Here is a 19,222-nt window from a genome sequence, read left to right as displayed (position 1 = left end):
GCGTGGCAGAGGAGCTACGATCGAAGAACCGCGGCAGAGCGGGTCAACAGCAGGCTGGATGTCTCATTCGGGTTCGAGCGTCATTTTATCCGCGGCCTGGCGAAGATGCGGCTGAGAGTGGATATCGCGATGGTGGTGATGCTGACGATGGCGCTGGGGAGGATACGGCAGAAGCGTAGTAAGGAGATGCGCTCTCTGGTGGGAAGAGCACGAGCGGCCTGAAGAAATAGAAACGCGGCACATGGCGCAAGATCGCAACGAGAGAAGTGTCTCTGCACGCGGCGCATCGCTCGATTAACACAGGTGTACGTGTACGGAGACATGCATTGCGCCATTTGAATCGCGCTCTCGTCGCACATCAGAGGCACTTTTACAGCTGGCAGCTTTTTTAATTGCCTCAGAAAAGTTCACAGCGCAATTTCCTCGTTATAGAAACATCTATAAAAGCAGCTGAGGTTCATGTATAATGCCTGCCCAATACCAACAGTATGGCCGAGAAAATCCGGAAGGGACATGTGATCAATCCGATAGCCGATAAAATCGCGAAACTCAACGCCCGCATACAGTGGGGCAAAGAGAAGGGCTGTTATTTTTATCTCCAGCCCGTCAAGAACCTGGGAAACGAGCGGGTTCTCATCGAGGGTCGGGGGGAGATGCTGATGTTTTCTTCCTTCGATTATCTGGGTCTTTTCGGCCATCCAAAGATCACCGCGGCTGTCCAGGCTGCCGTTGCTGAGCTCGGTACCTGCACCTATGGGTCCCGCATCCTCGCCGGCACCCTCCGGCTGCACAATGAGCTGGAGGAAGAGATCGCGGCTTTTAAAGGAGCCGAATCTGCTGTTGTCCTTTCGAGCGGTTATGTCACCAATCTCACCACCATTTCCACCCTCGTGGGGCGGGGCGACGTGGTGATATGCGACAAGCTGAACCACGCGAGCATCGTGGACGGCTGCATACTCTCACGGGCGAAGTTTGTGCGCTTCAAGCACAACGACATGGCCGATCTGGAAAAATGCCTATCCGCGGCAGGCCCTGATGCGGGGAAACTGGTGGTGGTGGAGGCCGTGTTCAGCATGGACGGGGATATCATCAACCTGCCCGAGGTGCACCGGCTGTGCAGAAAGTACGGAGCCCTTCTCATGGTGGATGAGGCGCACTCCCTCGGCGTCCTGGGGAAGACCGGCCATGGAATTGAGGAACATTACGGGATGAAAAATGCCGTGGACATCCACATGGGTACCCTCGGCAAGGCCATTCCCAGCGTGGGAGGATACATTGCTTCTCACCATGATATCATTACCTACCTCAAACATGTTGCCCGGGCATTTGTCTTCTCAGTAGCTCTTGCTCCTGCTGCTGCGGCCGCAGCCAAGGCTGCATTCGAGGTGATGAAAGAAGAGCCAGAGCGGCTTGCTGTCCTGCAACGGAACATCGTGCGTTTCTTAACCGGCTTGAAGGCACGGGGATTCGACACCATGCAAAGTGAGACAGCCATTGTTCCGATCGTATGCGGCAAAGACGAAAAAACATTGATGATGACCAAATTTGCCCAGGAGAAAGGCCTCTTCATAATGCCGATTCTCTCCCCCGCAGTTCCCCCGGGGACAAGTCGCATCCGCGCCACGGTCACCGCCGGCCACAGCGATGAGGACATCAGGCGTGCTCTGGATATTCTTGAAGCAGCCGGCAAAGAGGTGAGGATTATCCGGCGCGCACGTCGCACTCCGAAGGAACGCGTAAGGACCGAGCCGCAGACTACAATGGCCGGCTCACACTGAGAATCAGATCCCGGAATGCCTCTCTGTCAAATGGATTGCCGGCATAATCCCCCCGCATCACCACGCAGGTGAAACCCGCGCGAATGACGAGCCTTTCAAGACCTGCCGCATTTAGAGGACGCACTATTCTTCGCGTGGCTTCCGAATTCGAGCCGGTGTTCCCCTCCACCATGGAGACAGTGCCGCGCCTCAATGCAACCTGGGAATCCATCGTGCCCATAGAAATATGCCCGTAATGGTCAGTTTTGCAGGGGTAACGGTAAATGATGTTCGCCACGGATTTTCACGGACAACCACACGGATGGCCGCAGATGAAGCTTTCTTTTCATCTGTGAATATCCGTCATAATCCGTCCCGCTTAGCGGGATCCGTGGCCCCCCTCTATAAGTGACCCCTTACATATGCCCATAGAAATATGTATGGTGATCTTCGTTAATCGTGTATAATACGCCCCCTGCCGCACGGTGTGCGACTTCACAATACCAGGAAGGGACACGTAGTGAATCCGATAGCCGACAAAATCGCGAAGCTCAAGGCCCGCATACAGTGGGGCAATGAAATGGGCTACTACTTTTATCTCCAGCCCGTCAAGAACCTGGACGGCGCGCGGGTTCTGGTGAAGGAGAAGGAGATGCTCATATTCGCTTCCTATAGCTACCTCGGCCTCCTCGGTCACCCCACGATCAATGCCGCCGCGCAGGCAGCCATCGCGGAATACGGGACCGGCACGCACGGCGTGCGCATCCTCGCCGGCTCCCTCAAGCTCCACCAGGAGCTGGAGGGAAAAATCGCCGCCTTCAAGGGAACGGAGGACGCCATCGTCTTTTCGAGCGGCTACGTCACCAACCTCGCGACCGTCTCTACCCTCGTCGGCCGAGGCGACGTGGTGATCTGCGACAAACTGAACCACGCGAGCATCGTGGACGGCTGCATCCTGTCGCGCGCGAGGTTTGTGCGCTGCACGCATAATGATATGGCCGACCTCGAGCGGTGCCTCACCGAGGCGGACCCCGCAGCGGGGAAACTGGTGGTTGCCGATGCGGTGTTCAGCATGGACGGGGACATCATCAACCTTCCGGAAATGCATCGTCTGTGCAAAAAATATGGGGCAACGCTCATGGTGGATGAGGCGCACTCCCTCGGAGTCCTGGGGAAAACAGGCCACGGGATCGAGGAGTACTTCGGGATGACGAACGTCATTGACATAAAGATGGGCACCATGAGCAAGGCCATACCCAGTGTGGGAGGTTACATCGCCGCCGACAGGGATACGATCATGTACCTGAAACACGTGGCGCGCGCCTTCGTCTTTTCGGCAGCGCTTCCCCCGCCCGCCGCCGCCGCGGCAAAGGCGGCATTCGAGGTGATCGAAAAGGAACCCGAGCGGATTGCGAAATTGCAGCGCAACATCAGGCTCTTCCTTGATGGCCTCAAGGCGAGGGGTTTCGACACGCTCCAGAGCGAGACGGCGATCGTCCCCATCATCTGCGGCAGGGATGAGAAGACGCTGATGATGTGCAAACTCGCTCAGCAAAAAGGCCTCTTCGTCCTGCCGGTGCTCTCCCCTGCGGTTCCCCCCGGGACGAGCCGCATCAGGGCGGCCGTGACCGCAGCCCACAGCGAAGATGACATCAAGCGGGCACTGGACATCCTCGAAGCGGCCGGCAAGGCAGTGAGAGTTATCCGGCGGTCGTCGCGTGCAGTTGCAAAGCCCGGAAATGGAAGCGCCCAGCCCCTCACGTCCGGACCGCGGTGAGAATCAGATCCCAGGATGCCTCTCCGTCAAACGGCGCCCCGGAATAGTCACCCCGCATCACCACGCGGCTGAAGCCCGCACGAATGACGAGTTTTTCCAGGCATGCAGCGTCTATGGGAAGGAGCATTCCCCGCGCGACCTCCGAACTCCAGCCGTTGATTCCCTCTCGCACGTGCACTGTGACGATCTCCACTTGGTGGGTGCGAGGGAGGAATATCTTCTGGAATAATTCCCTGTGTCCCTCCCCACCGACCACCCGCAGCGGCTGGGCGACCATCTCCTTTTTCAGCAACGAGCGGTAGTTGAGGACATGGAGCACCAGCATCCCGCCCGGGCGGCACACTGCAGCCATGCTGCGGATGGCTTCCTCGACCGCGGGGAGACCGGGGAGTTGCGAGAGCGAATTCCCGACGCAGATGACTGCGTCGAACTTTGGCAAGGAAAAGAGCCGATTGAGCTCTGAAAATGCGGCCGTCTCGAACCGTACATCCACTCCCGCACCGACCGCATTCTCATGCGCCAGCTTGATCCTTTCTGAATCAATATCTATGCCGGTGACACTCAGCCCGTTTTTCGCAAAAAGGATCGCGTGCCTGCCCGTCCCGCAGGCGCAGTCCAGAATTGAAGAGACGCGGTGCTCCCGGAACAGCTCCCGGTAGAACGGCCATTCCGCCGCCAGCCGCTTCTCCCAGTTGACCTGTCTGTCGTAATCCGAGGCATTCATGGTGAGCTTTCAAGCTAGTGAGAAATAGCGAGAACGGGCGATTGAATACCAGACGATGAGTAATTAAGCAGGTATCTATAAATTGATCTTTTCACTTTTACCCTCAAACTTTTGGCTGTAGCCATCACCATCCCCTTATCTCCGTGTGCTCCGTGCTCCTCCGCGCTCTCCGTGGTAAACCAGTGAACATTGCTAGAATTTTGCATCCGGGGCTTCCCGCTCCGTCGCATACTCGATCTCAAAGAAATCGGCGCGCCTGAACCGGAGCAGCCCCGCGATGAGCATACTGGGGAATGACTCCACCCGGATGTTGTAGTTCCGGACTGTGCCGTTGTAGTGGCGCCTCTCGAGTTGGATTTGGTTCTCTATCTCCGTGAGGTTTCTCTGGAGATCGAGGAAGTTCCGGCTCGCCTTGAGGTCGGGATATGCCTCCGCCACCGCGAAGAGCGACCTGATCATCCTGGAGAGTGCATTCTCCGCTTCGCCCTTTTCCGTGACGGACTTCGTGCTCATGCACCGCGCGCGCGTCTCGGTGATATCTTCGAAGAGCCCGCGCTCGTGTTCGCGATATCCCTTCACCGTCTCTACGAGCACAGGCACAAGGTCATACCGCCTCTTGAGCTGCACGTCGATCCCGCTCCACGCTTCGCGCATGAGCTGCCTACCACGGATAAAACGGTTAAAACTGACAACTCCCCACGCCATCAGAACTACCACGATAATTACTATAAAACCAAACATGTTCTACCCTCAAAGAATCAGCATGTGGAAATTCGCAGCTTGCGCTGTTGTTCAACACATGGAATATTATTGAATTTTCCTATGGAACGGAACAAAAAACACCTTCTCAAGATGCCCTCGGCTTCAGAAAATTTTTTTCATTTTTTCTATTGACATGATTCATGCAGATGATAGAATCCCCACCAGAGTAGTAGATATGGTGGGATATATCCAGAGGATGTCGCTATGTTAAAATTAACCACTAAAGGCCGCTACGGAGTGAGGTTGATGCTTGATCTTGCACTGCACGACGGGCAAGGCCCTGTGCCTTTGCGGGATATTGCCAGGAGACAGGATATTTCGGAAAAATACCTCTGGCATTTGATCCCTCCGTTGAGAGATGCGGGGTTGATTCGCTCCTCGCGCGGCGCCAATGGAGGATATGTACTTGCACAACCACCCTCCCATATAACGCTCAAGGATATTCTCACCGTGCTCGAGGGGCGGATATGCCTGGTGGATTGCATTTCTAATCCGTCATTTTGTCCAAGGTCCCGCAACTGCGTACCCAAGGATATCTGGCGAGACGTTTCGGAAACCATCTCGCATACACTTGATTCATTCACATTGGGAAAAATGATCGAGAAACAGAAGTCCGCATCGGAGGAAATCAGCTATGCCATTTAGTTTGTACTGAGTGGCGGATTAGACACAGAATGAGCAATGATCCGGACGTCATTACGGCAATAAACAAAACAATTCTCATGGAGATTAGTGCCGCCCTTCGCAATCTTAAATTCGGCACGGTGACGATTACTGTGCACGATTCCAGGATCGCGCAGATAGAAGTCTCTGAAAAGAAACGTTTCGATAACCATTGGAGGTTCGAGAAAGGAGGTGGTATCTAAGATCCCCGTGCCAGGCAATTTTTCCGTATCCACCGGGCAACCGGAGACTATCTGTTCTCATATACGCACACGCTGATGCGACCAGCCAACTGGAGTGTTCGGCTAAGTCTCAGGAGGATTGTGATGAAACTGGTCGCATTTATTATCGTTGTTGCGTATGCCTTCGCGATCGGCAACGCGCTGGCACAGACTCAAACTAAAAACGAAACGGGGAATACGCTCGCCAGCCCTGATACAGCGGAAGCGAGTGTTAACGAGGCGCCGCCGAAGCCCCAGAAGGCCCCGCCGCTGCCGTTCCATACGATTGAAGGATACGGCGGAGGCTCGATCACACCGATGGCCTATCTTGTGAACCAAGGTCCGGAGGGGACGATCTTCGGCCTCCCCTCTGGCGCGTACTCACAAGTGTTCATGCCAAATGGAAAGAAAGATCTCGAGGCGTGGACATTTACGGAGACGCTGTTCAGGAGACTTGAGCTTGGGTATGGCCTCGACCGTTTGGGCCTGGGGACGCTACCACAGGATATTTCCGATGCCACCGATGTCGGTATCGGGCGACATCATGTGCTTCTGCACAATTTCAACGCGAGGGCCCTGCTCCTGGAGGAGAATTCGTTCAAGCTCCCCGTCCCGGCGCTCACGTTTGGAACGCATTTCAAATACAACGACGGGATCCAGCAGATCGACCATGCCCTGGGCGGGGCGCTTAAAGACATCGGCCTCGAAAAATCGAACGGGGTGGATTTTACGCTGACCTCAACCAAAACCTTCATGCTCCCGGTTATCAATCGCCCGCTCATTGTCACCGCCGGCATGCGAGGGAGCAGCGCCGCACAGATAGGCTTCCTGGGCTACGGGGATAAATGGCGGCCGTCGTTTGAAGGCAATGTCGCCTTTCTCCCGACAGACTGGCTGCTGGTTGCGTACGAGCTCCGGCAGAAAAAGAGCCCGTACAGCAAAATCCCGGGGCTGATTGAGGAGGAGGATCCATGGAATGCGATTGACGTAAGCTGGATCATCAACAGTCACATGACGCTTGTCGGCGGCTGGGGTGCCTTCGGCAAAGTTACCAATAAAAGGGAAAACGGCACCTGGTTCCTGCAGCTCAAGTATGAGATCTGATCGGCAGGAGCAGACATTGGTAATCAATAATTCATAAGAGAAGTGAATGCCTTTCTCTAACAAAAGGAGACTGATCATGTCATCAAAAAAAGAAATAAAGAAAAAACCGGGGCTTGCAACCATCGCGTTGCATGGGGGGCAGGCGCCCGATCCCACTACGGGGGCGCGCGCAGTCCCGATTTATCAAACCACATCGTATGTGTTCAAGAGCACTGACCATGCTGCCAACTTATTCGCGCTCAAGGAGTTCGGGAATATCTACACCCGGATCATGAACCCCACAAACGATGTATTCGAGCAGCGGGTCGCACAGATCGAAGGCGGTACAGGTGCGCTGGCGGTCTCGAGCGGTCAAGCTGCCCAGACTCTCGCCCTTTTAGCTATTACCCAGGTGGGAAGCGAGATTGTTTCTGCAAACAACCTCTATGGAGGGACCTACCAGCAGTTCCACTATACTTTCCCAAAGTTAGGGAGAAGGGTGAAGTTTGTTGAGTCAACAAAACCGGCTGAATTCAAGAGGGCAATTACAGAGAACACAAGGGCGATATACGCCGAAACAATAGGCAATCCCAAGTTAGATGTACCTGATTTTGCGGCGATTGCCGAAATAGCCCACGATGCTGGTGTGCCTTTTGTGGTGGATAATACAGTTGGCATCGGGTTGGTCAGGCCCATTGATTACGGGGCGGACATACTCACACTATCCGCAACAAAATTCATAGGCGGGCATGGCACCTCCATCGGCGGGGTGATCGTTGATTCAGGCAACTTCAAATGGAACAACGGTAAATTTCCTGAGTTTACCGAGCCCGATCCCAGTTACCATGGCCTGAAATTCTGGGATGTGTTTGGAAATTTCCCGGGGCTGGGTAATGTCGCATTCATTATTAAAACAAGGGTGCAGTGGCTGCGGGATGTCGGCGCGGCGCTCAGCCCATTCAATTCCTTCCTGTTCCTTCAGGGGTTGGAAACTTTGCCCTTGAGAGTAAAGAAACATTCTGAAAATGCGTTGAATGTGGCTGAGTTCCTAAGGCAACATCCTTTAGTCAGTTGGGTTAACTATCCCGGGCTGCCAGGACACCCAAGCCATAAGTTGGCGAAAAAATATCTCAATGACAGCTACGGAGCCATTGTTGGTTTTGGGATTAAAGGGGGGTTGGAAGCGGGCAAGAAATTCATCAATTCGGTAAAACTTCTCTCCCACCTCGCTAATATAGGAGATGCGAAGAGTCTGGTGATCCATCCCGCATCAACTACTCATCAACAGCTAACTAGAGAGGAACAAGAGGGGACAGGGGTAACCGAGGATTATGTCCGCCTTTCCATCGGTCTGGAGGATATTAAAGACATCAAGGATGACATCGACCAGGCGTTAAAAAATGCGGTGAAGTGAAAGGAGATTCCTCATGAGCAAAATCTTCAATGACATCACCAAGACCGTCGGGAATACCCCGCTGGTGAGGTTGAACAAGATTACCGAAGGGGTGGATGCGGTGGTTCTGGCAAAATTAGAATCGTTCAATCCGCTGTCGAGCGTAAAAGACCGAATCGGCGTCTCAATGATCGAAGACGCTGAGAAGCGGGGGATACTTACGAAAGACTCGGTGATCATCGAACCGACCAGTGGCAACACAGGGATTTCGCTTGCGTTTGTTGCCGCTGCAAAGGGATATAAGCTTATCCTGACCATGCCGGATACCATGAGTGTGGAGCGGAGGCAACTGCTCTCTATTTTTGGAGCTGAGCTGGTTCTTACGCCTGGCGCGGAGGGGATGAAAGGGGCAGTGAAAAAAGCCGAAGAGTTGGTAAGCAAAACCCCCCACGGAGTCATGCCCCAGCAGTTCAATAATCCTGCCAACCCCCAGATTCATCGGCAAACGACGGCGGAGGAAATTTGGAATGATACCGATGGCAGTGTGGATATCCTTGTATCAGGGGTCGGCACGGGGGGGACGATCACCGGGGTGTCTGAAGTGATAAAGAAAAGGAAGAGAAAGTTCCTGGCTATCGCCGTAGAGCCTGATGCTTCACCCGTCTTATCGGGGGGAAGCCCCGGGCCGCATAAGATTCAGGGGATCGGTGCCGGATTTGTGCCGCAAGTCCTGAACCGCGATATCATTGATGAGGTGATCCGCGTGACGAATGAGGATGCGGGGATTGTCGCGCGGCGGCTCGCAAAGCTTGAGGGGATTCTCGCGGGAATTTCCAGCGGGGCGGCGACTTGGGCCGCGATCGAGGTCGCAAAGAGGGAGGAACACAGGGGGAAAGTCATTGTGGTGGTGCTCCCGGACACGGGGGAGCGGTACCTCTCTACATGGCTCTTCCAGCAAGCGTAGGGGGAAATGGTTGCAAGAGACCGGCATGACCGCTACGTCATGCTGAGAGCAGATAGGGAAGCCCATGAAGGATGCCACCGTGAGAATAATATGCCCCCAGGGTCTCCATATGCGGGTGGCCGCCCAGATCGTGGAAAAGAGCAAGAAATTCAAGTCGAAGATCATGCTCTGCAAAGACTGCACGCGGGCCGACGGATGTTCGATCCTTCAGCTCTTGCTTCTCGGAGCGACGAACGGTTCCGAATTGCGCATCGAGGCCGCAGGCCAGGATGAAGATATCGCAATTCAGGAACTGTCTTCATTATTCACGGATGGCGGAGGGATTTAACGGAGGAGCTCAATGGCTGAGGAGCGGCTACATAAATCCATAGATATACGCGGGGTGGGCTGTCCCATGAACTACGTGAAGGTTCTCATGGCGCTCGAGGATATGCAACCGGGGGAGCGATTGGAGGTGACCGTTGACGACAAAGTTGCGCTCTCCACTATTCCGAAGAGCGCGCGTGAGGATGGCCACAAGGTCATTGAGGTCATTCCCGTTGAAGGCGCATATCGCATGATTATAGAAAAGGGAGTCTTTTCTACTGACATACCTACCCCTGCACGCATTTAACAGATTGATCAGCCGTGCACGCCTCTCGCGAAGCGCTAAAAAATCCGCGGGCAAGGCTGAAGAGATAAATTGGGGAGCCTTAAGGTTGTGGTATGCCTCATGAAATCAAATCCAAACGACAAATGCGTCCTCATGTTCTCTGGAGGCCGGGATTCTACAATAGCTGCCGCCAGACTTTCAAAGTCCTTTCATCATTTGACTTTGATCACAGTGCTGTTTAAACATTTGATCGGCATTGAAAAGGTGTATTCGAGAATTGCTCAACTAAAAAAACTTTTGCCGGAAGGATCAGAATGGTTACAGGTTGTTCAGCCGGAGCTTCCTATTCGCAAATCCCTTAATGACGCGACCTGTCTTCCCTGCCAGCAGGCCTACGTTAGTGTCGGGGCTATTATCGCTCAAAGATACAAGATATCGGATCTGGCTATGGGGTATTCCGGTTATCAGAGCTCATGGCCGGAACAGACCCCTTACGCAACGAAAGGGCTAAAAAGGCTTCTAGAGAGTTTTGGGATTCGTCTCCATTTGCCTGTATATGACATTCAAACCAAAGAAGATGCTTTGAATGAACTTATGCGTCTGGGGCTCACACACGAATCGCTCGAACAAAAATGTCTCAAGCAGGGTTCTAACATCAAACTCCACGGTGATATGTTAAAGTCGGAAACTGACAAATGGTTAGATGGCATATCTGAAACAATCAGATTAAAAGATACCTTTATAATAAAAATCCATTATCGCGGAATAATAGAAACCATTACGGCCTTGCCTTCAAATTATGGCGCCGGAGATTATTACTAAAGCATGGTTGTGAATTATTATGGACAGGAAACTGAATTACCTGAAGGAGATTTTAGCTGAAATACAAAGCGCCTTGATTGCCTATTCCGGCGGGGTGGACAGCACTTTTCTTCTCAAGGTTGCGCATGATGTCCTGGGGGATAAGGCAGTAGCGGCTATCGCGCTATCCCCAACCTATCCGTCCACAGAAATGGAAAAGGCGAAGGAGATGGCTGATGTTCTGGGCGTGCGTCACGTGACTATTATAACCGATGAACTATCCAATCCTATATTTGCGAGCAATCCTCCTGAGCGATGCTATTGGTGCAAAAAGGAATTGTTTTCGGAGTTAGCTGTAGTAGCCAAAAAATGCAACCTAAATCATATTCTGGATGGTTCAAACCGCGATGACACGAACGACTTTCGGCCGGGCATGAAAGCCGCCAGGGAATTTGGGGTGAGAAGTCCTCTTCAGGAAGCCGGACTTGGCAAAGAGGAGATACGGCTTCTCTCGAGACAGATGGGATTGAAGACCTGGAATAAGCCCTCGCTTGCGTGCCTTGCATCACGATTCCCCTATGGGACGAAAATTATTGAGGAACGCTTGAGAGTGGTTGACGCGGCTGAGGAATTCCTGCGATCTCTGGGAATAACGCAGGTGCGGGTACGACACCATGGCAGTATTGCAAGGATAGAAGTTGCGCGGGAAGAGATGGATAAGGTGATGCAGGAGAAAATCAGACATAAGGTAATCAATAAGCTTAGGGTGCTTGGCTATCGATATGTGACCATCGACCTGGAAGGATATAGAACGGGCAGTATGAATCCTGTCGAACCAAGGAGTGCTTCACATGTTAGAGCGGATAAATAAATTAACCTGGGAAGTATTGAATGGTTCTAAGCTCAGCAGGCAACATGCCCAGATGTTGCTGAAAATTGATGGGCAGCCGGAGATTATCGCCTTGCTCAGCTCGGCAAATATGATCCGACAAAGATTTAAAGGGGATAAGATCGATCTCTGCTCGATAATCAATGCCAAATCCGGATGGTGCCCGGAGGACTGTAAATTCTGCGCTCAATCAGCGCGCTATAATACCAATATTGAGAAGTTCCCTTTAATAAATTGCTCTGAAATTGTTAGTGGTGCAAAAAGAGCCAATGCTCGGGGGGCAAATCGGTTTGGAATTGTAACCAGCGGGAGGAGGATTAAGAGCAAAAAGGAGTTGGAGCAGATTTGTGAATCGATAAAAATGATTTCCAAAGATGTAAATATTAATAGGTGCGCTTCCCTGGGCTCTTTGGATGAAGAATCAGCTTTAATGCTTAAAGAAGCCGGTCTTCACACCTACCACCACAACCTTGAGATGGCGGAAGGCTTTTTCCCCAATATCTGTACGACGCACACCTATCAGGAAAGACTAAAGACAATAGCGATCGCCAAAGAGGCGGGACTCCAGATTTGCTGCGGAGGAATATTTGGGTTGGGAGAGGGCATTTCAGAAAGAGTGGAGTTTGCTTTTGCGCTGAGAGATCTGGATGTAGATATGGTTCCATTAAATTTCTTAAATCCCATCCGCGGGACCCCTCTTGAAAACATGCCTCTGCTCCCTCCCTTAGAAATTTTAAAAATTATTGCGCTCTTTCGATTTGTGCTGCCCGATAAGCACATCAAAGTTGGCGGCGGGAGAGAAAAGAATCTCAGGAGTCTTCAGCCGTTGATGTATTTGGCTGGAGCGAATGGAACAATGATTGGAGATTATTTGACTACGAAAGGACGAGATCCGGAGGAAGACATCCTTGAAATAATTGATTTGGGGCTACAGCCCGTGAATCCAGTGCGGATTGCATGATATGGGAAAAATAGGAAATCCGGACGCCTTATATCAGCCCCATCCAGGCGATACTATGCCTAAAAAAGTAGTTGTGGCAATGAGTGGCGGCGTGGACAGTTCCGTAACCGCGGCACTGTTAAAAAAGAGAGACTATGAAGTCATTGGCATAACTATGCAGCTATGGGAATACACAAAAGATACGGGAGGGTGTTGCGGCGTGAGCGCGATAGAAGACGCAAGGAGAGTGGCCAATATACTAGGAATACCGCACTATGTGGTGAATTTAGGGAATGTATTTAGGAAAAAGGTGATTATCGATTTCTGCAAGGAATATTCCGAAGGAAGAACTCCCAACCCCTGTATCAGGTGCAATCAATATATAAAATTCGACGCCTTATTGAGTAAGGCAAAGGAGATGGGGGCGGAGTTTATCGCCACGGGCCATTATGCCCGGATACAATGGGACAAAAATAAAAAGCGATATATTATTAAAAAGGGAATCGACGTAAATAAAGATCAATCGTATGTACTCTACACAATGACTCAAGAGCAACTCGCACACACGCTGATGCCCTTAGGGGAGTTCACCAAGAGGGAGACCAGAGCGAAGGCTAAAGAGCTTGGATTGCCTGTAGCAGATAAACCGGATAGCCAGGAAATCTGTTTCATCTCAGATAATAGGTATGCAGATTTTTTACAGGGATGTATGCCGCAAATGGTAAATCCCGGGCCGATTTTAAGCAAGGCGGGGAAGGTATTGGGACAACATAAAGGAATTATGTTTTATACCATCGGCCAGAGGAAAGGGCTCGGGATATCCTCTGAAGCGCCCCTTTATGTAATCGCTATCAATCAAAGGGAAAACGCAATCACTGTTGGCAGAAGAGAAGAGGCATATCAGGATGAAGCTTATGCCGACAGGTTGAATTATGTGGCTATAGAAAAGCTGGTTAATCCCCTCAATGTCAAGGCGAAGATCAGATACCTTCATCCAGAATGCGACGCAAGTGTGGCGCCGGCAAATGGAAACATGATCCACATGAAATTCAAGGAACCTCAATTTGCCGTTACTCCCGGACAGTCAGCTGTTCTCTATAAAGATGACATGGTTATCGGTGGCGGAATCATCGCACGATTGTCAGAGACATCACTGCTGAAGGCGAATATCGCATGATTATAGAAAAGGGAAACATTTGATTGCGATGGCGACTCAAATTGTCTTGTCAACTCTTCGAACATAGGAGGAGAATGCCGATGAGATCCGTCTATCTTGATAATGCGGCCAGTACACCTGTTGACGAGCGCGTACTTGCTGCGATGCGCCCTTTTTTTCTAGAGAAATTCGGGAACCCTTCCAGTCTCCATCGCAAGGGATGTGAGGCTCGCGAAGCGGTTGAGGAAGCGAGGGGCGAGGTCGCCTCTGCCATTCATGCCAGCAGGTCCGAAGAAATAATTTTTACATCCAGCGGCACTGAATCCAACAATTTTGCCTTGAAAGGGAGTGTGTTTGCCAATCGCCACAAGGGCAATCACATCATTGTGTCAGCGATTGAACATGACTGTGTTATCAATTCCTGCAGGTGGCTCCAGACGCAAGGCATTGATGTAAGCTATCTGCCGGTGAACTCAGAAGGGCTGATCGATCTTGATCGGTTACAAGAAGTTATACGCCAGGAAACAATCCTGGTCTCCATTATGCACGCAAACAATGAAATTGGAGTGATCGAGCCGATTGAGGAGATAGGGAAATTGTGCCGCGCACGAGGGGTGTATTTTCACACGGATGCGTGCCAATCTTTTGGCAAGATTCCATTTGACGTTCAGAGCATGAACATTGACCTGGCAACCATCAATGGCCATAAGATTTATGGCCCCAAGGGAATCGGCGCGTTGTACATCCGCGCCGGGGTGTCCATTATGCCGTGGCAGCATGGCGGAGGACAGGAATCCGGTCTGCGCTCTGCGACCGAGAATGTTCCTGGAATCGTCGGTTTTGCGAAGGCTGCCCGGTTATGCATGGATGAAATTGGTACTGAGATGCCGCGTTTGCAGGCTTTGCGCGACCACATCATCGAAACAATCTCTAACGACATACCTGTCTCCTATCTGAACGGCCACAGGCACCATCGCCTTCCCACAAACGTGAATATCGGTTTTGAAGGCTTTGAAGGTCAGGCTCCGAACCTGTTACTGGAACTGGATAAGAAAAACATTTTCGTATCAACCGGTTCAGCCTGTTCATCAGCTCAGCAGAAGTACTCTCATGTGCTGACCGCTATCGGCCGCAATCCTGTGCAAGCGATAGGGGCATTACGGATTTCGCTCGGCCGGTTCACGGGCGCCGATGATATAGACTATTTCCTGGATAAGCTCGCTGAAACGGTCAACAGATTGCGTTCAATCAGGTCGTTGTGATCGTCATTATTTCTAAGTTGAAAATGGAGGATGGCGCACGCACATGAAGATGAGCGAAGCACAATGTGAGCGATATAGCAGGAACATTCTTCTCAGAGAGATCGGCATTGAGGGTCAGGGGAAGCTGCTGGAGTCCGGGGTGCTTGTTATTGGTGCTGGAGGTCTCGGCTCGCCCGCCATCCTCTATCTGGCAGCGGCGGGGGTGGGTACGATCGGCATCGTGGACAGCGATGAGGTTGAACCTAATAATCTCCAGCGTCAGATCATTCATTTCTCAGGGGATGTGGGAAAAGACAAGGTGCGGTCAGCTCGGGAGAAAATAGCAGCGCTCAACCCTGATGTGAATGTGATCGCCCTCAAAGAGCGTCTGAAGGCTGCGAATGCCTCCAGTATTATTGAAGGGTATGACTTCATTATTGATGGGGCGGACAACTTTCCGACTAAATTTTTGATCAACGATGCGTGCTATTTCCTGAAGAAGCCTTTTTCTCATGCCGGGGTCGTGCGGTTTGGAGGACAGACGATGACATATGTGCCCGGGTCAGCATGCGTTCGGTGCCTGCTCAGTGCTCCTCCGCCGCCGGATCTCGTTCCCACATGCCAGGAAGCCGGGATCTTGGGGGCTGTGGCCGGCATTCTCGGGTGCGTTCAAGCGGCGGAGGCCCTGCGGTATCTGCTCAACGTGGGGAAGCTGCTCACCAACCGGCTGCTCATCATGGACGCATATGCTATGGAGTTCAACACAATTTCCTTACAGAAGAATCCGGACTGTCCTTTGTGCGGGCGTTCTTCCACTATCAGATCGCTGATCGATGAGGATGAGCGACAATGTCGCGCATAGGCAGGAAACGATTATTCCAATACGTTCATTCATATCGCAACCAAAGGAGGGAAGCAATGGCGAAGAAGAGGATCTTCAGTCAGGTGGGAGAGAAAGAGGTGACGCGCGCGATCGTCGAGGAATTCGCGAAACAGTTCATAGAATACGTGGAATCCGACGTGATTATTGTAGGCGGGGGGCCCTCGGGACTCATGGCGGGAAGGGATCTGGCCAGGAAAAAGGTAAAGACCTTCATCATCGAGCGGAATAACTATTTGGGCGGTGGTTTCTGGATTGGCGGGTATCTTATGAACAAATTGACGGTGCGATCACCGGGGCAGGAGGCCTTACGGGAGCTGGATATTCCTTTCACAGAATATACCAAGGGTCTCTACGTTGCAGACGGGCCCCACGCCTGTTCAAAACTGATCGCATCCGCCTGTGATGCGGGAGTGAAGTTTGCCAATATGACTGTGTTTGACGATCTGGTGCTGCGCGAGGATAACCGCGTGGCGGGTGTCGTGGTCAACTGGACTCCGGTGAGCGCACTACCTCGGGAGATCACCTGCGTTGATCCCGTTGCCCTTGAGACCAAGGTGGTGGTGGATTCCACCGGGCACGACGCGTGTGTGGTAAAGAAATTGGAAGAACGCGGCCTGATCAAAACTCCCGGATTCGGAGCTATGTGGGTTGAGCGCTCCGAGGATCTGGTGATCGAACATACAAAAGAGGTGCACCCCGGGCTGGTGGTGTGTGGGATGAGCGTGACGACGACCTTCGGTCTTCCGAGAATGGGTCCCACCTTTGGAGCAATGCTTCTTTCCGGGAAGAAGGCCGCAAAGATCATCCTCAACATTCTCAAGCGCAGATGAAATGTGAGCTACGCATTCCGACTGTAGTGCGCCTTTATGATGAACGGGTAGAGGGGGTACGTATTCCCGCGCTCGGGGATTTTATCAGGAACTATTTCGGCATCGGGAAAATACGCCACATTATATTGAAGAAGCGCGTCGTCGCAATGCGTGGGCTGGCGCTCGATATGATCGCGACCCAGGACGCACTGGATGCCGTGAGAGGCCCGATGCAGGAGGGCACGTGCGACATCATCCTCACCTCGAGGCTGTTTGCGACCCCCGGCGAGGGCAACCGGCCGCACATCCGGACGAGCATCTACAGTTTTCCCTCGATCATCTCCACCTCCGGGATAGTGGAGGGGCCCGCGAAACCGCGGGAGTACTACCTTTACAAGCAGCGGTATGCACGCCTTGGCATCTGGGACAGGGAAGCGCACCGGATCGCCGAACGATTCAAGGGTCAGTTCATTGACTACGGCGACCCCCGCCTCACCGAGGTTATCAAAGGCTACGTGGCCCAGGCTCTCTTTTTCTTCATGACCGGCAATCCGTTCTGCATGAGGAAAAGGTGCCGGCTGTACAACGCGCACTGGCAGGAGGATATGATCCGCGCGCAGATGGGGCATGGCGAATTCTGTAGCGCTCATAGACGGATGCTCGCGCGCATCGCGGGGGAAATACACCGTAAGACGGCGGGCTCACGATGAAGAAGATCTATCTCGATTATGCGGCAACTACTCCAACTGATCCCGAGGTGGTGGAGGCAATGCTCCCTTACTTTGGCAGCATATACGGAAATGCATCGAGCCCACATTCCTTCGGCCAGGAGGCCGGGTTGGCGGTTGAGCACGCAAGGGAACTAATCGCCTCTTTTCTGGGAGCGCTCCCGGAAGAAATTATTTTCACTTCTGGAGGAACTGAAAGCAACAACCTGGCGATCATCGGTGTCGCCTATGCCCTTGCACACAAAGGCAGGCATATTATCACCTCATCTATTGAACATCATTCCGTGCTGGAACCTTGTGCATTTCTCGAACAAAACGGTTTTCGTATTACCTATCTTCCGGTTGATCAGTATGGTGTGCTATATCCCGAGGAAGTGCGAAAAGCCATTACCGATCAGACAATCCTTATCTCGATCATGCATGCAAGCAACGAGATAGGCACCCTTCAGCCGCTTTCTCCGATCTCTGATATTGCCCGTCAAATGGGAATCTATGTCCATTCTGACACGATACAGACCTTCGCGCATCTGCCGTTTACCGTAGATGAGCTAGGAGTGTCCCTGCTGAGCGTTTCGGGCCACAAACTTTATGGTCCCAAAGGGGTGGGGTTCCTTTACGTCAGGAAGGGCACGCAGATAGCGCCGCAGATTCGAGGCGGGGATCAGGAGATGGGACGGCGGGCCTCCACGTATAATGTCCCGGGAATCGTCGGTTTGAGGAAAGCGGTCGAGGTGGCCGGCAGGAAGCTGCAGGGTGAAATGGAATACCTGACAGGGCTAAGAGATAAACTAGCAGAAGGGATTCTCACGCGAATTGAGCGTGTGCGCCTGAACGGCCATCCTACCACTCGGCTTCCTAATATCGTGAATATCTCATTTGAATCGGTTGACGGCGAGGCAATTCTCATGAACCTGGATGCGATGGGTATTGCCTGCTCATCGGGGTCAGCATGCACCTCCTCCACACACCGGCCCTCTCACGTGCTGCGGGCAATCGGACTCCCCGATGATCTCGCACAGGGCTCGTTGAGGCTATCCCTGGGGAGATATACTACAGCCGAGGAGGTCGCCTATGTCATCGAAACAGTGCCCAAGGTAGTGGAGCGATTGCGAGCGATCTCACCGGCATACAGTATCATGAGCAGGAAGATCAAATATCGCTATAGCCCCGTCATTCTTGAGCACTCTGAGCATCCATTGAACAGTGGGGTAATAGAAAAGCCCGATGGGACCGGCGCCTCTGGCAATCTCGATTCCGGCGATGGTCTGCGAATGTATATCCGGGTCAAGGATGGGGTTATTACTGAGGCACGCTGCACAGCGGTCGGTTGCGGCGTGATAATTGCCGCCGGTTCCATACTGACGGAACTGATCAAAGGGAAAACGCTCGAAAACATTCTTCGAATCTCCAGCGATGACATCGCCGCAGCCCTCGGCGGGGTTCCACACTCAAAGCGCCACTGCACTGCGCTCGCGGAAGAGGCTATGAGGGCAGCTATTTCTGATTACAGAATCAGGTGCACCCCACAAGGTCACTCCCCCGTGCCCCTCCCATAATCTGACCCGCAACCTGCCTATACGATACACCCGGCACTGGCGTCCACAGTGTCAAAACGTCGCTTCCGTGCACACCCTGCGCGTGCCTTCGCCTGGAAAGGCTCGGAAAACTGGCTGTGCGGTCATCCTGCTTCAAAATAACGTAATGGGTCAGTTTTGGTAGGGTCAGGATGAGTTTAGTTCGAAAAGGGCAACATAAGGATCAAGTGACGGGTTTTCGGCAAGTTTATCCAAGCCTCGTTTGAAAGCGACAGCGACATCGGGGGTTCTTTTACGTAGTGTA

General features: G+C 52.5%; 22 protein-coding genes and 1 pseudogene. 20 read left to right on the top strand and 3 right to left on the bottom strand.

The genetic code is table 11. The annotated features are described in order from the left end of the window. Together NTX71_11200 and NTX71_11195 are read left to right on the top strand one after the other, a co-directional pair. A partial coding sequence (locus NTX71_11200) for a DDE transposase (protein ID MCX6340463.1) occupies window positions 1-222 on the top strand: 222 nt, incomplete at its 5' end. 293 nt (window positions 223-515) lie between these two features. After that, window positions 516-1,778 (top strand): aminotransferase class I/II-fold pyridoxal phosphate-dependent enzyme, encoded by a 1,263-nt coding sequence (locus NTX71_11195; protein ID MCX6340462.1) that lies wholly within the window; start codon window positions 516-518, stop codon window positions 1,776-1,778. On the opposite strand, the gene NTX71_11190 is transcribed toward NTX71_11195, so the two are convergent. After that, window positions 1,756-1,998, bottom strand: a complete 243-nt coding sequence (locus NTX71_11190; GenBank protein ID MCX6340461.1) for a hypothetical protein — start codon at window positions 1,996-1,998, stop codon at window positions 1,756-1,758. The genes NTX71_11195 and NTX71_11190 overlap by 23 nt on opposite strands. A 279-nt stretch (window positions 1,999-2,277) precedes the next feature. On the opposite strand from NTX71_11190, the gene NTX71_11185 reads away from it, so the two are divergent. Next, a complete protein-coding gene (locus NTX71_11185) occupies window positions 2,278-3,534 on the top strand; it encodes an aminotransferase class I/II-fold pyridoxal phosphate-dependent enzyme (protein ID MCX6340460.1) in 1,257 nt (418 codons plus the stop codon). Here NTX71_11185 and NTX71_11180 read toward each other — a convergent pair. Continuing rightward, entirely contained in the window at window positions 3,515-4,258 is a 744-nt protein-coding gene (locus NTX71_11180) for a class I SAM-dependent methyltransferase (GenBank protein MCX6340459.1), read from the bottom strand. The genes NTX71_11185 and NTX71_11180 overlap by 20 nt on opposite strands. 192 nt (window positions 4,259-4,450) lie before the next feature. Beyond that, window positions 4,451-4,999, bottom strand: coding sequence for a LemA family protein (locus tag NTX71_11175; protein ID MCX6340458.1), 549 nt, complete (start codon window positions 4,997-4,999; stop codon window positions 4,451-4,453). Window positions 5,000-5,224: 225 nt separating this feature from the next. On the opposite strand from NTX71_11175, the gene NTX71_11170 reads away from it, so the two are divergent. The 17 genes and pseudogenes from NTX71_11170 (at window position 5,225) to NTX71_11090 (ending at window position 18,939) form a co-directional block, all read left to right on the top strand. Next, window positions 5,225-5,665 (top strand): Rrf2 family transcriptional regulator, encoded by a 441-nt coding sequence (locus NTX71_11170; GenBank protein MCX6340457.1) that lies wholly within the window; start codon window positions 5,225-5,227, stop codon window positions 5,663-5,665. A 29-nt stretch (window positions 5,666-5,694) separates the two neighbouring features. Then, window positions 5,695-5,886 carry a YezD family protein gene (locus NTX71_11165; protein MCX6340456.1) on the top strand — a complete coding sequence of 64 codons (192 nt, stop codon included), beginning with the start codon at window positions 5,695-5,697 and terminating at the stop codon, window positions 5,884-5,886. A 123-nt stretch (window positions 5,887-6,009) separates the two neighbouring features. Beyond that, window positions 6,010-7,008: a DUF3034 family protein gene (locus NTX71_11160; GenBank protein ID MCX6340455.1), complete on the top strand. Its 999-nt coding sequence runs from the start codon at window positions 6,010-6,012 to the stop codon at window positions 7,006-7,008. A 76-nt stretch (window positions 7,009-7,084) separates the two neighbouring features. After that, a complete protein-coding gene (locus NTX71_11155) occupies window positions 7,085-8,401 on the top strand; it encodes an O-acetylhomoserine aminocarboxypropyltransferase/cysteine synthase (GenBank protein MCX6340454.1) in 1,317 nt (438 codons plus the stop codon). 13 nt (window positions 8,402-8,414) lie between these two features. Further along, the gene (cysK, locus tag NTX71_11150) at window positions 8,415-9,344 is read left to right on the top strand and encodes a cysteine synthase A (protein MCX6340453.1); all 930 of its coding nucleotides are present in this window, start codon (window positions 8,415-8,417) and stop codon (window positions 9,342-9,344) included. Window positions 9,345-9,408: 64 nt separating this feature from the next. Further along, window positions 9,409-9,672, top strand: a complete 264-nt coding sequence (locus NTX71_11145) for an HPr family phosphocarrier protein (protein ID MCX6340452.1) — start codon at window positions 9,409-9,411, stop codon at window positions 9,670-9,672. A gap of 12 nt (window positions 9,673-9,684) precedes the next feature. Continuing rightward, window positions 9,685-9,957 carry a sulfurtransferase TusA family protein gene (locus tag NTX71_11140; GenBank protein MCX6340451.1) on the top strand — a complete coding sequence of 91 codons (273 nt, stop codon included), beginning with the start codon at window positions 9,685-9,687 and terminating at the stop codon, window positions 9,955-9,957. 99 nt (window positions 9,958-10,056) lie between these two features. Then, window positions 10,057-10,758: a hypothetical protein gene (locus tag NTX71_11135; protein MCX6340450.1), complete on the top strand. Its 702-nt coding sequence runs from the start codon at window positions 10,057-10,059 to the stop codon at window positions 10,756-10,758. Between the two features lie 19 nt (window positions 10,759-10,777). Beyond that, entirely contained in the window at window positions 10,778-11,608 is an 831-nt protein-coding gene (larE, locus tag NTX71_11130) for an ATP-dependent sacrificial sulfur transferase LarE (GenBank protein ID MCX6340449.1), read from the top strand. Then, complete coding sequence (bioB, locus tag NTX71_11125) at window positions 11,589-12,587, top strand: biotin synthase BioB (GenBank protein ID MCX6340448.1); 999 nt, start codon at window positions 11,589-11,591, stop codon at window positions 12,585-12,587. Before larE ends, bioB begins: the two co-directional genes overlap by 20 nt. Window positions 12,588-12,642: 55 nt before the next feature. Beyond that, window positions 12,643-13,743, top strand: coding sequence for a tRNA 2-thiouridine(34) synthase MnmA (mnmA, locus tag NTX71_11120; GenBank protein MCX6340447.1), 1,101 nt, complete (start codon window positions 12,643-12,645; stop codon window positions 13,741-13,743). 80 nt (window positions 13,744-13,823) lie between these two features. Continuing rightward, the gene (locus NTX71_11115; GenBank protein MCX6340446.1) at window positions 13,824-14,984 is read left to right on the top strand and encodes a cysteine desulfurase family protein; all 1,161 of its coding nucleotides are present in this window, start codon (window positions 13,824-13,826) and stop codon (window positions 14,982-14,984) included. Between the two features lie 43 nt (window positions 14,985-15,027). Continuing rightward, window positions 15,028-15,825: a ThiF family adenylyltransferase gene (locus NTX71_11110; GenBank protein ID MCX6340445.1), complete on the top strand. Its 798-nt coding sequence runs from the start codon at window positions 15,028-15,030 to the stop codon at window positions 15,823-15,825. Window positions 15,826-15,881: 56 nt separating this feature from the next. Further along, complete coding sequence (locus NTX71_11105) at window positions 15,882-16,676, top strand: sulfide-dependent adenosine diphosphate thiazole synthase (GenBank protein MCX6340444.1); 795 nt, start codon at window positions 15,882-15,884, stop codon at window positions 16,674-16,676. Beyond that, complete coding sequence (locus NTX71_11100; protein ID MCX6340443.1) at window positions 16,673-17,365, top strand: hypothetical protein; 693 nt, start codon at window positions 16,673-16,675, stop codon at window positions 17,363-17,365. Before NTX71_11105 ends, NTX71_11100 begins: the two co-directional genes overlap by 4 nt. Beyond that, window positions 17,362-18,504, top strand: a pseudogene (gene nifS / locus NTX71_11095) (cysteine desulfurase NifS). The gene NTX71_11100 and the pseudogene nifS overlap by 4 nt, the downstream one beginning before the upstream one ends. A 15-nt stretch (window positions 18,505-18,519) precedes the next feature. Further along, window positions 18,520-18,939, top strand: coding sequence for an iron-sulfur cluster assembly scaffold protein (locus NTX71_11090; GenBank protein ID MCX6340442.1), 420 nt, complete (start codon window positions 18,520-18,522; stop codon window positions 18,937-18,939). The last annotated feature ends 283 nt before the right edge of the window (window positions 18,940-19,222 follow it).

Source organism: Candidatus Auribacterota bacterium, assembly GCA_026392035.1.
GTDB lineage: Bacteria > Auribacterota > Tritonobacteria > UBA1439 > UBA1439 > JAPLCX01.
The sequence above is the reverse complement of the archived record's forward strand: the minus strand, read 5'-3'. Positions and strand labels throughout refer to the sequence as shown.

Coding starts and splice junctions, on each gene's coding strand:
- NTX71_11115 (MCX6340446.1), top strand. CDS start 13,824: ATGAGATCCGTCTATCTTGATAATGCGGCCAGTACACCTGTTGACGAG.
- NTX71_11180 (MCX6340459.1), bottom strand. CDS start 4,258: ATGAATGCCTCGGATTACGACAGACAGGTCAACTGGGAGAAGCGGCTG.
- NTX71_11140 (MCX6340451.1), top strand. CDS start 9,685: ATGGCTGAGGAGCGGCTACATAAATCCATAGATATACGCGGGGTGGGC.
- NTX71_11105 (MCX6340444.1), top strand. CDS start 15,882: ATGGCGAAGAAGAGGATCTTCAGTCAGGTGGGAGAGAAAGAGGTGACG.
- NTX71_11110 (MCX6340445.1), top strand. CDS start 15,028: ATGAAGATGAGCGAAGCACAATGTGAGCGATATAGCAGGAACATTCTT.
- bioB (MCX6340448.1), top strand. CDS start 11,589: ATGTTAGAGCGGATAAATAAATTAACCTGGGAAGTATTGAATGGTTCT.
- NTX71_11100 (MCX6340443.1), top strand. CDS start 16,673: ATGAAATGTGAGCTACGCATTCCGACTGTAGTGCGCCTTTATGATGAA.
- cysK (MCX6340453.1), top strand. CDS start 8,415: ATGAGCAAAATCTTCAATGACATCACCAAGACCGTCGGGAATACCCCG.
- NTX71_11135 (MCX6340450.1), top strand. CDS start 10,057: ATGAAATCAAATCCAAACGACAAATGCGTCCTCATGTTCTCTGGAGGC.
- NTX71_11090 (MCX6340442.1), top strand. CDS start 18,520: ATGAGCAGGAAGATCAAATATCGCTATAGCCCCGTCATTCTTGAGCAC.
- NTX71_11170 (MCX6340457.1), top strand. CDS start 5,225: ATGTTAAAATTAACCACTAAAGGCCGCTACGGAGTGAGGTTGATGCTT.
- NTX71_11190 (MCX6340461.1), bottom strand. CDS start 1,998: ATGGGCACGATGGATTCCCAGGTTGCATTGAGGCGCGGCACTGTCTCC.
- NTX71_11155 (MCX6340454.1), top strand. CDS start 7,085: ATGTCATCAAAAAAAGAAATAAAGAAAAAACCGGGGCTTGCAACCATC.
- NTX71_11160 (MCX6340455.1), top strand. CDS start 6,010: ATGAAACTGGTCGCATTTATTATCGTTGTTGCGTATGCCTTCGCGATC.
- NTX71_11165 (MCX6340456.1), top strand. CDS start 5,695: ATGAGCAATGATCCGGACGTCATTACGGCAATAAACAAAACAATTCTC.
- mnmA (MCX6340447.1), top strand. CDS start 12,643: ATGCCTAAAAAAGTAGTTGTGGCAATGAGTGGCGGCGTGGACAGTTCC.
- NTX71_11175 (MCX6340458.1), bottom strand. CDS start 4,999: ATGTTTGGTTTTATAGTAATTATCGTGGTAGTTCTGATGGCGTGGGGA.
- larE (MCX6340449.1), top strand. CDS start 10,778: ATGGACAGGAAACTGAATTACCTGAAGGAGATTTTAGCTGAAATACAA.
- NTX71_11145 (MCX6340452.1), top strand. CDS start 9,409: ATGAAGGATGCCACCGTGAGAATAATATGCCCCCAGGGTCTCCATATG.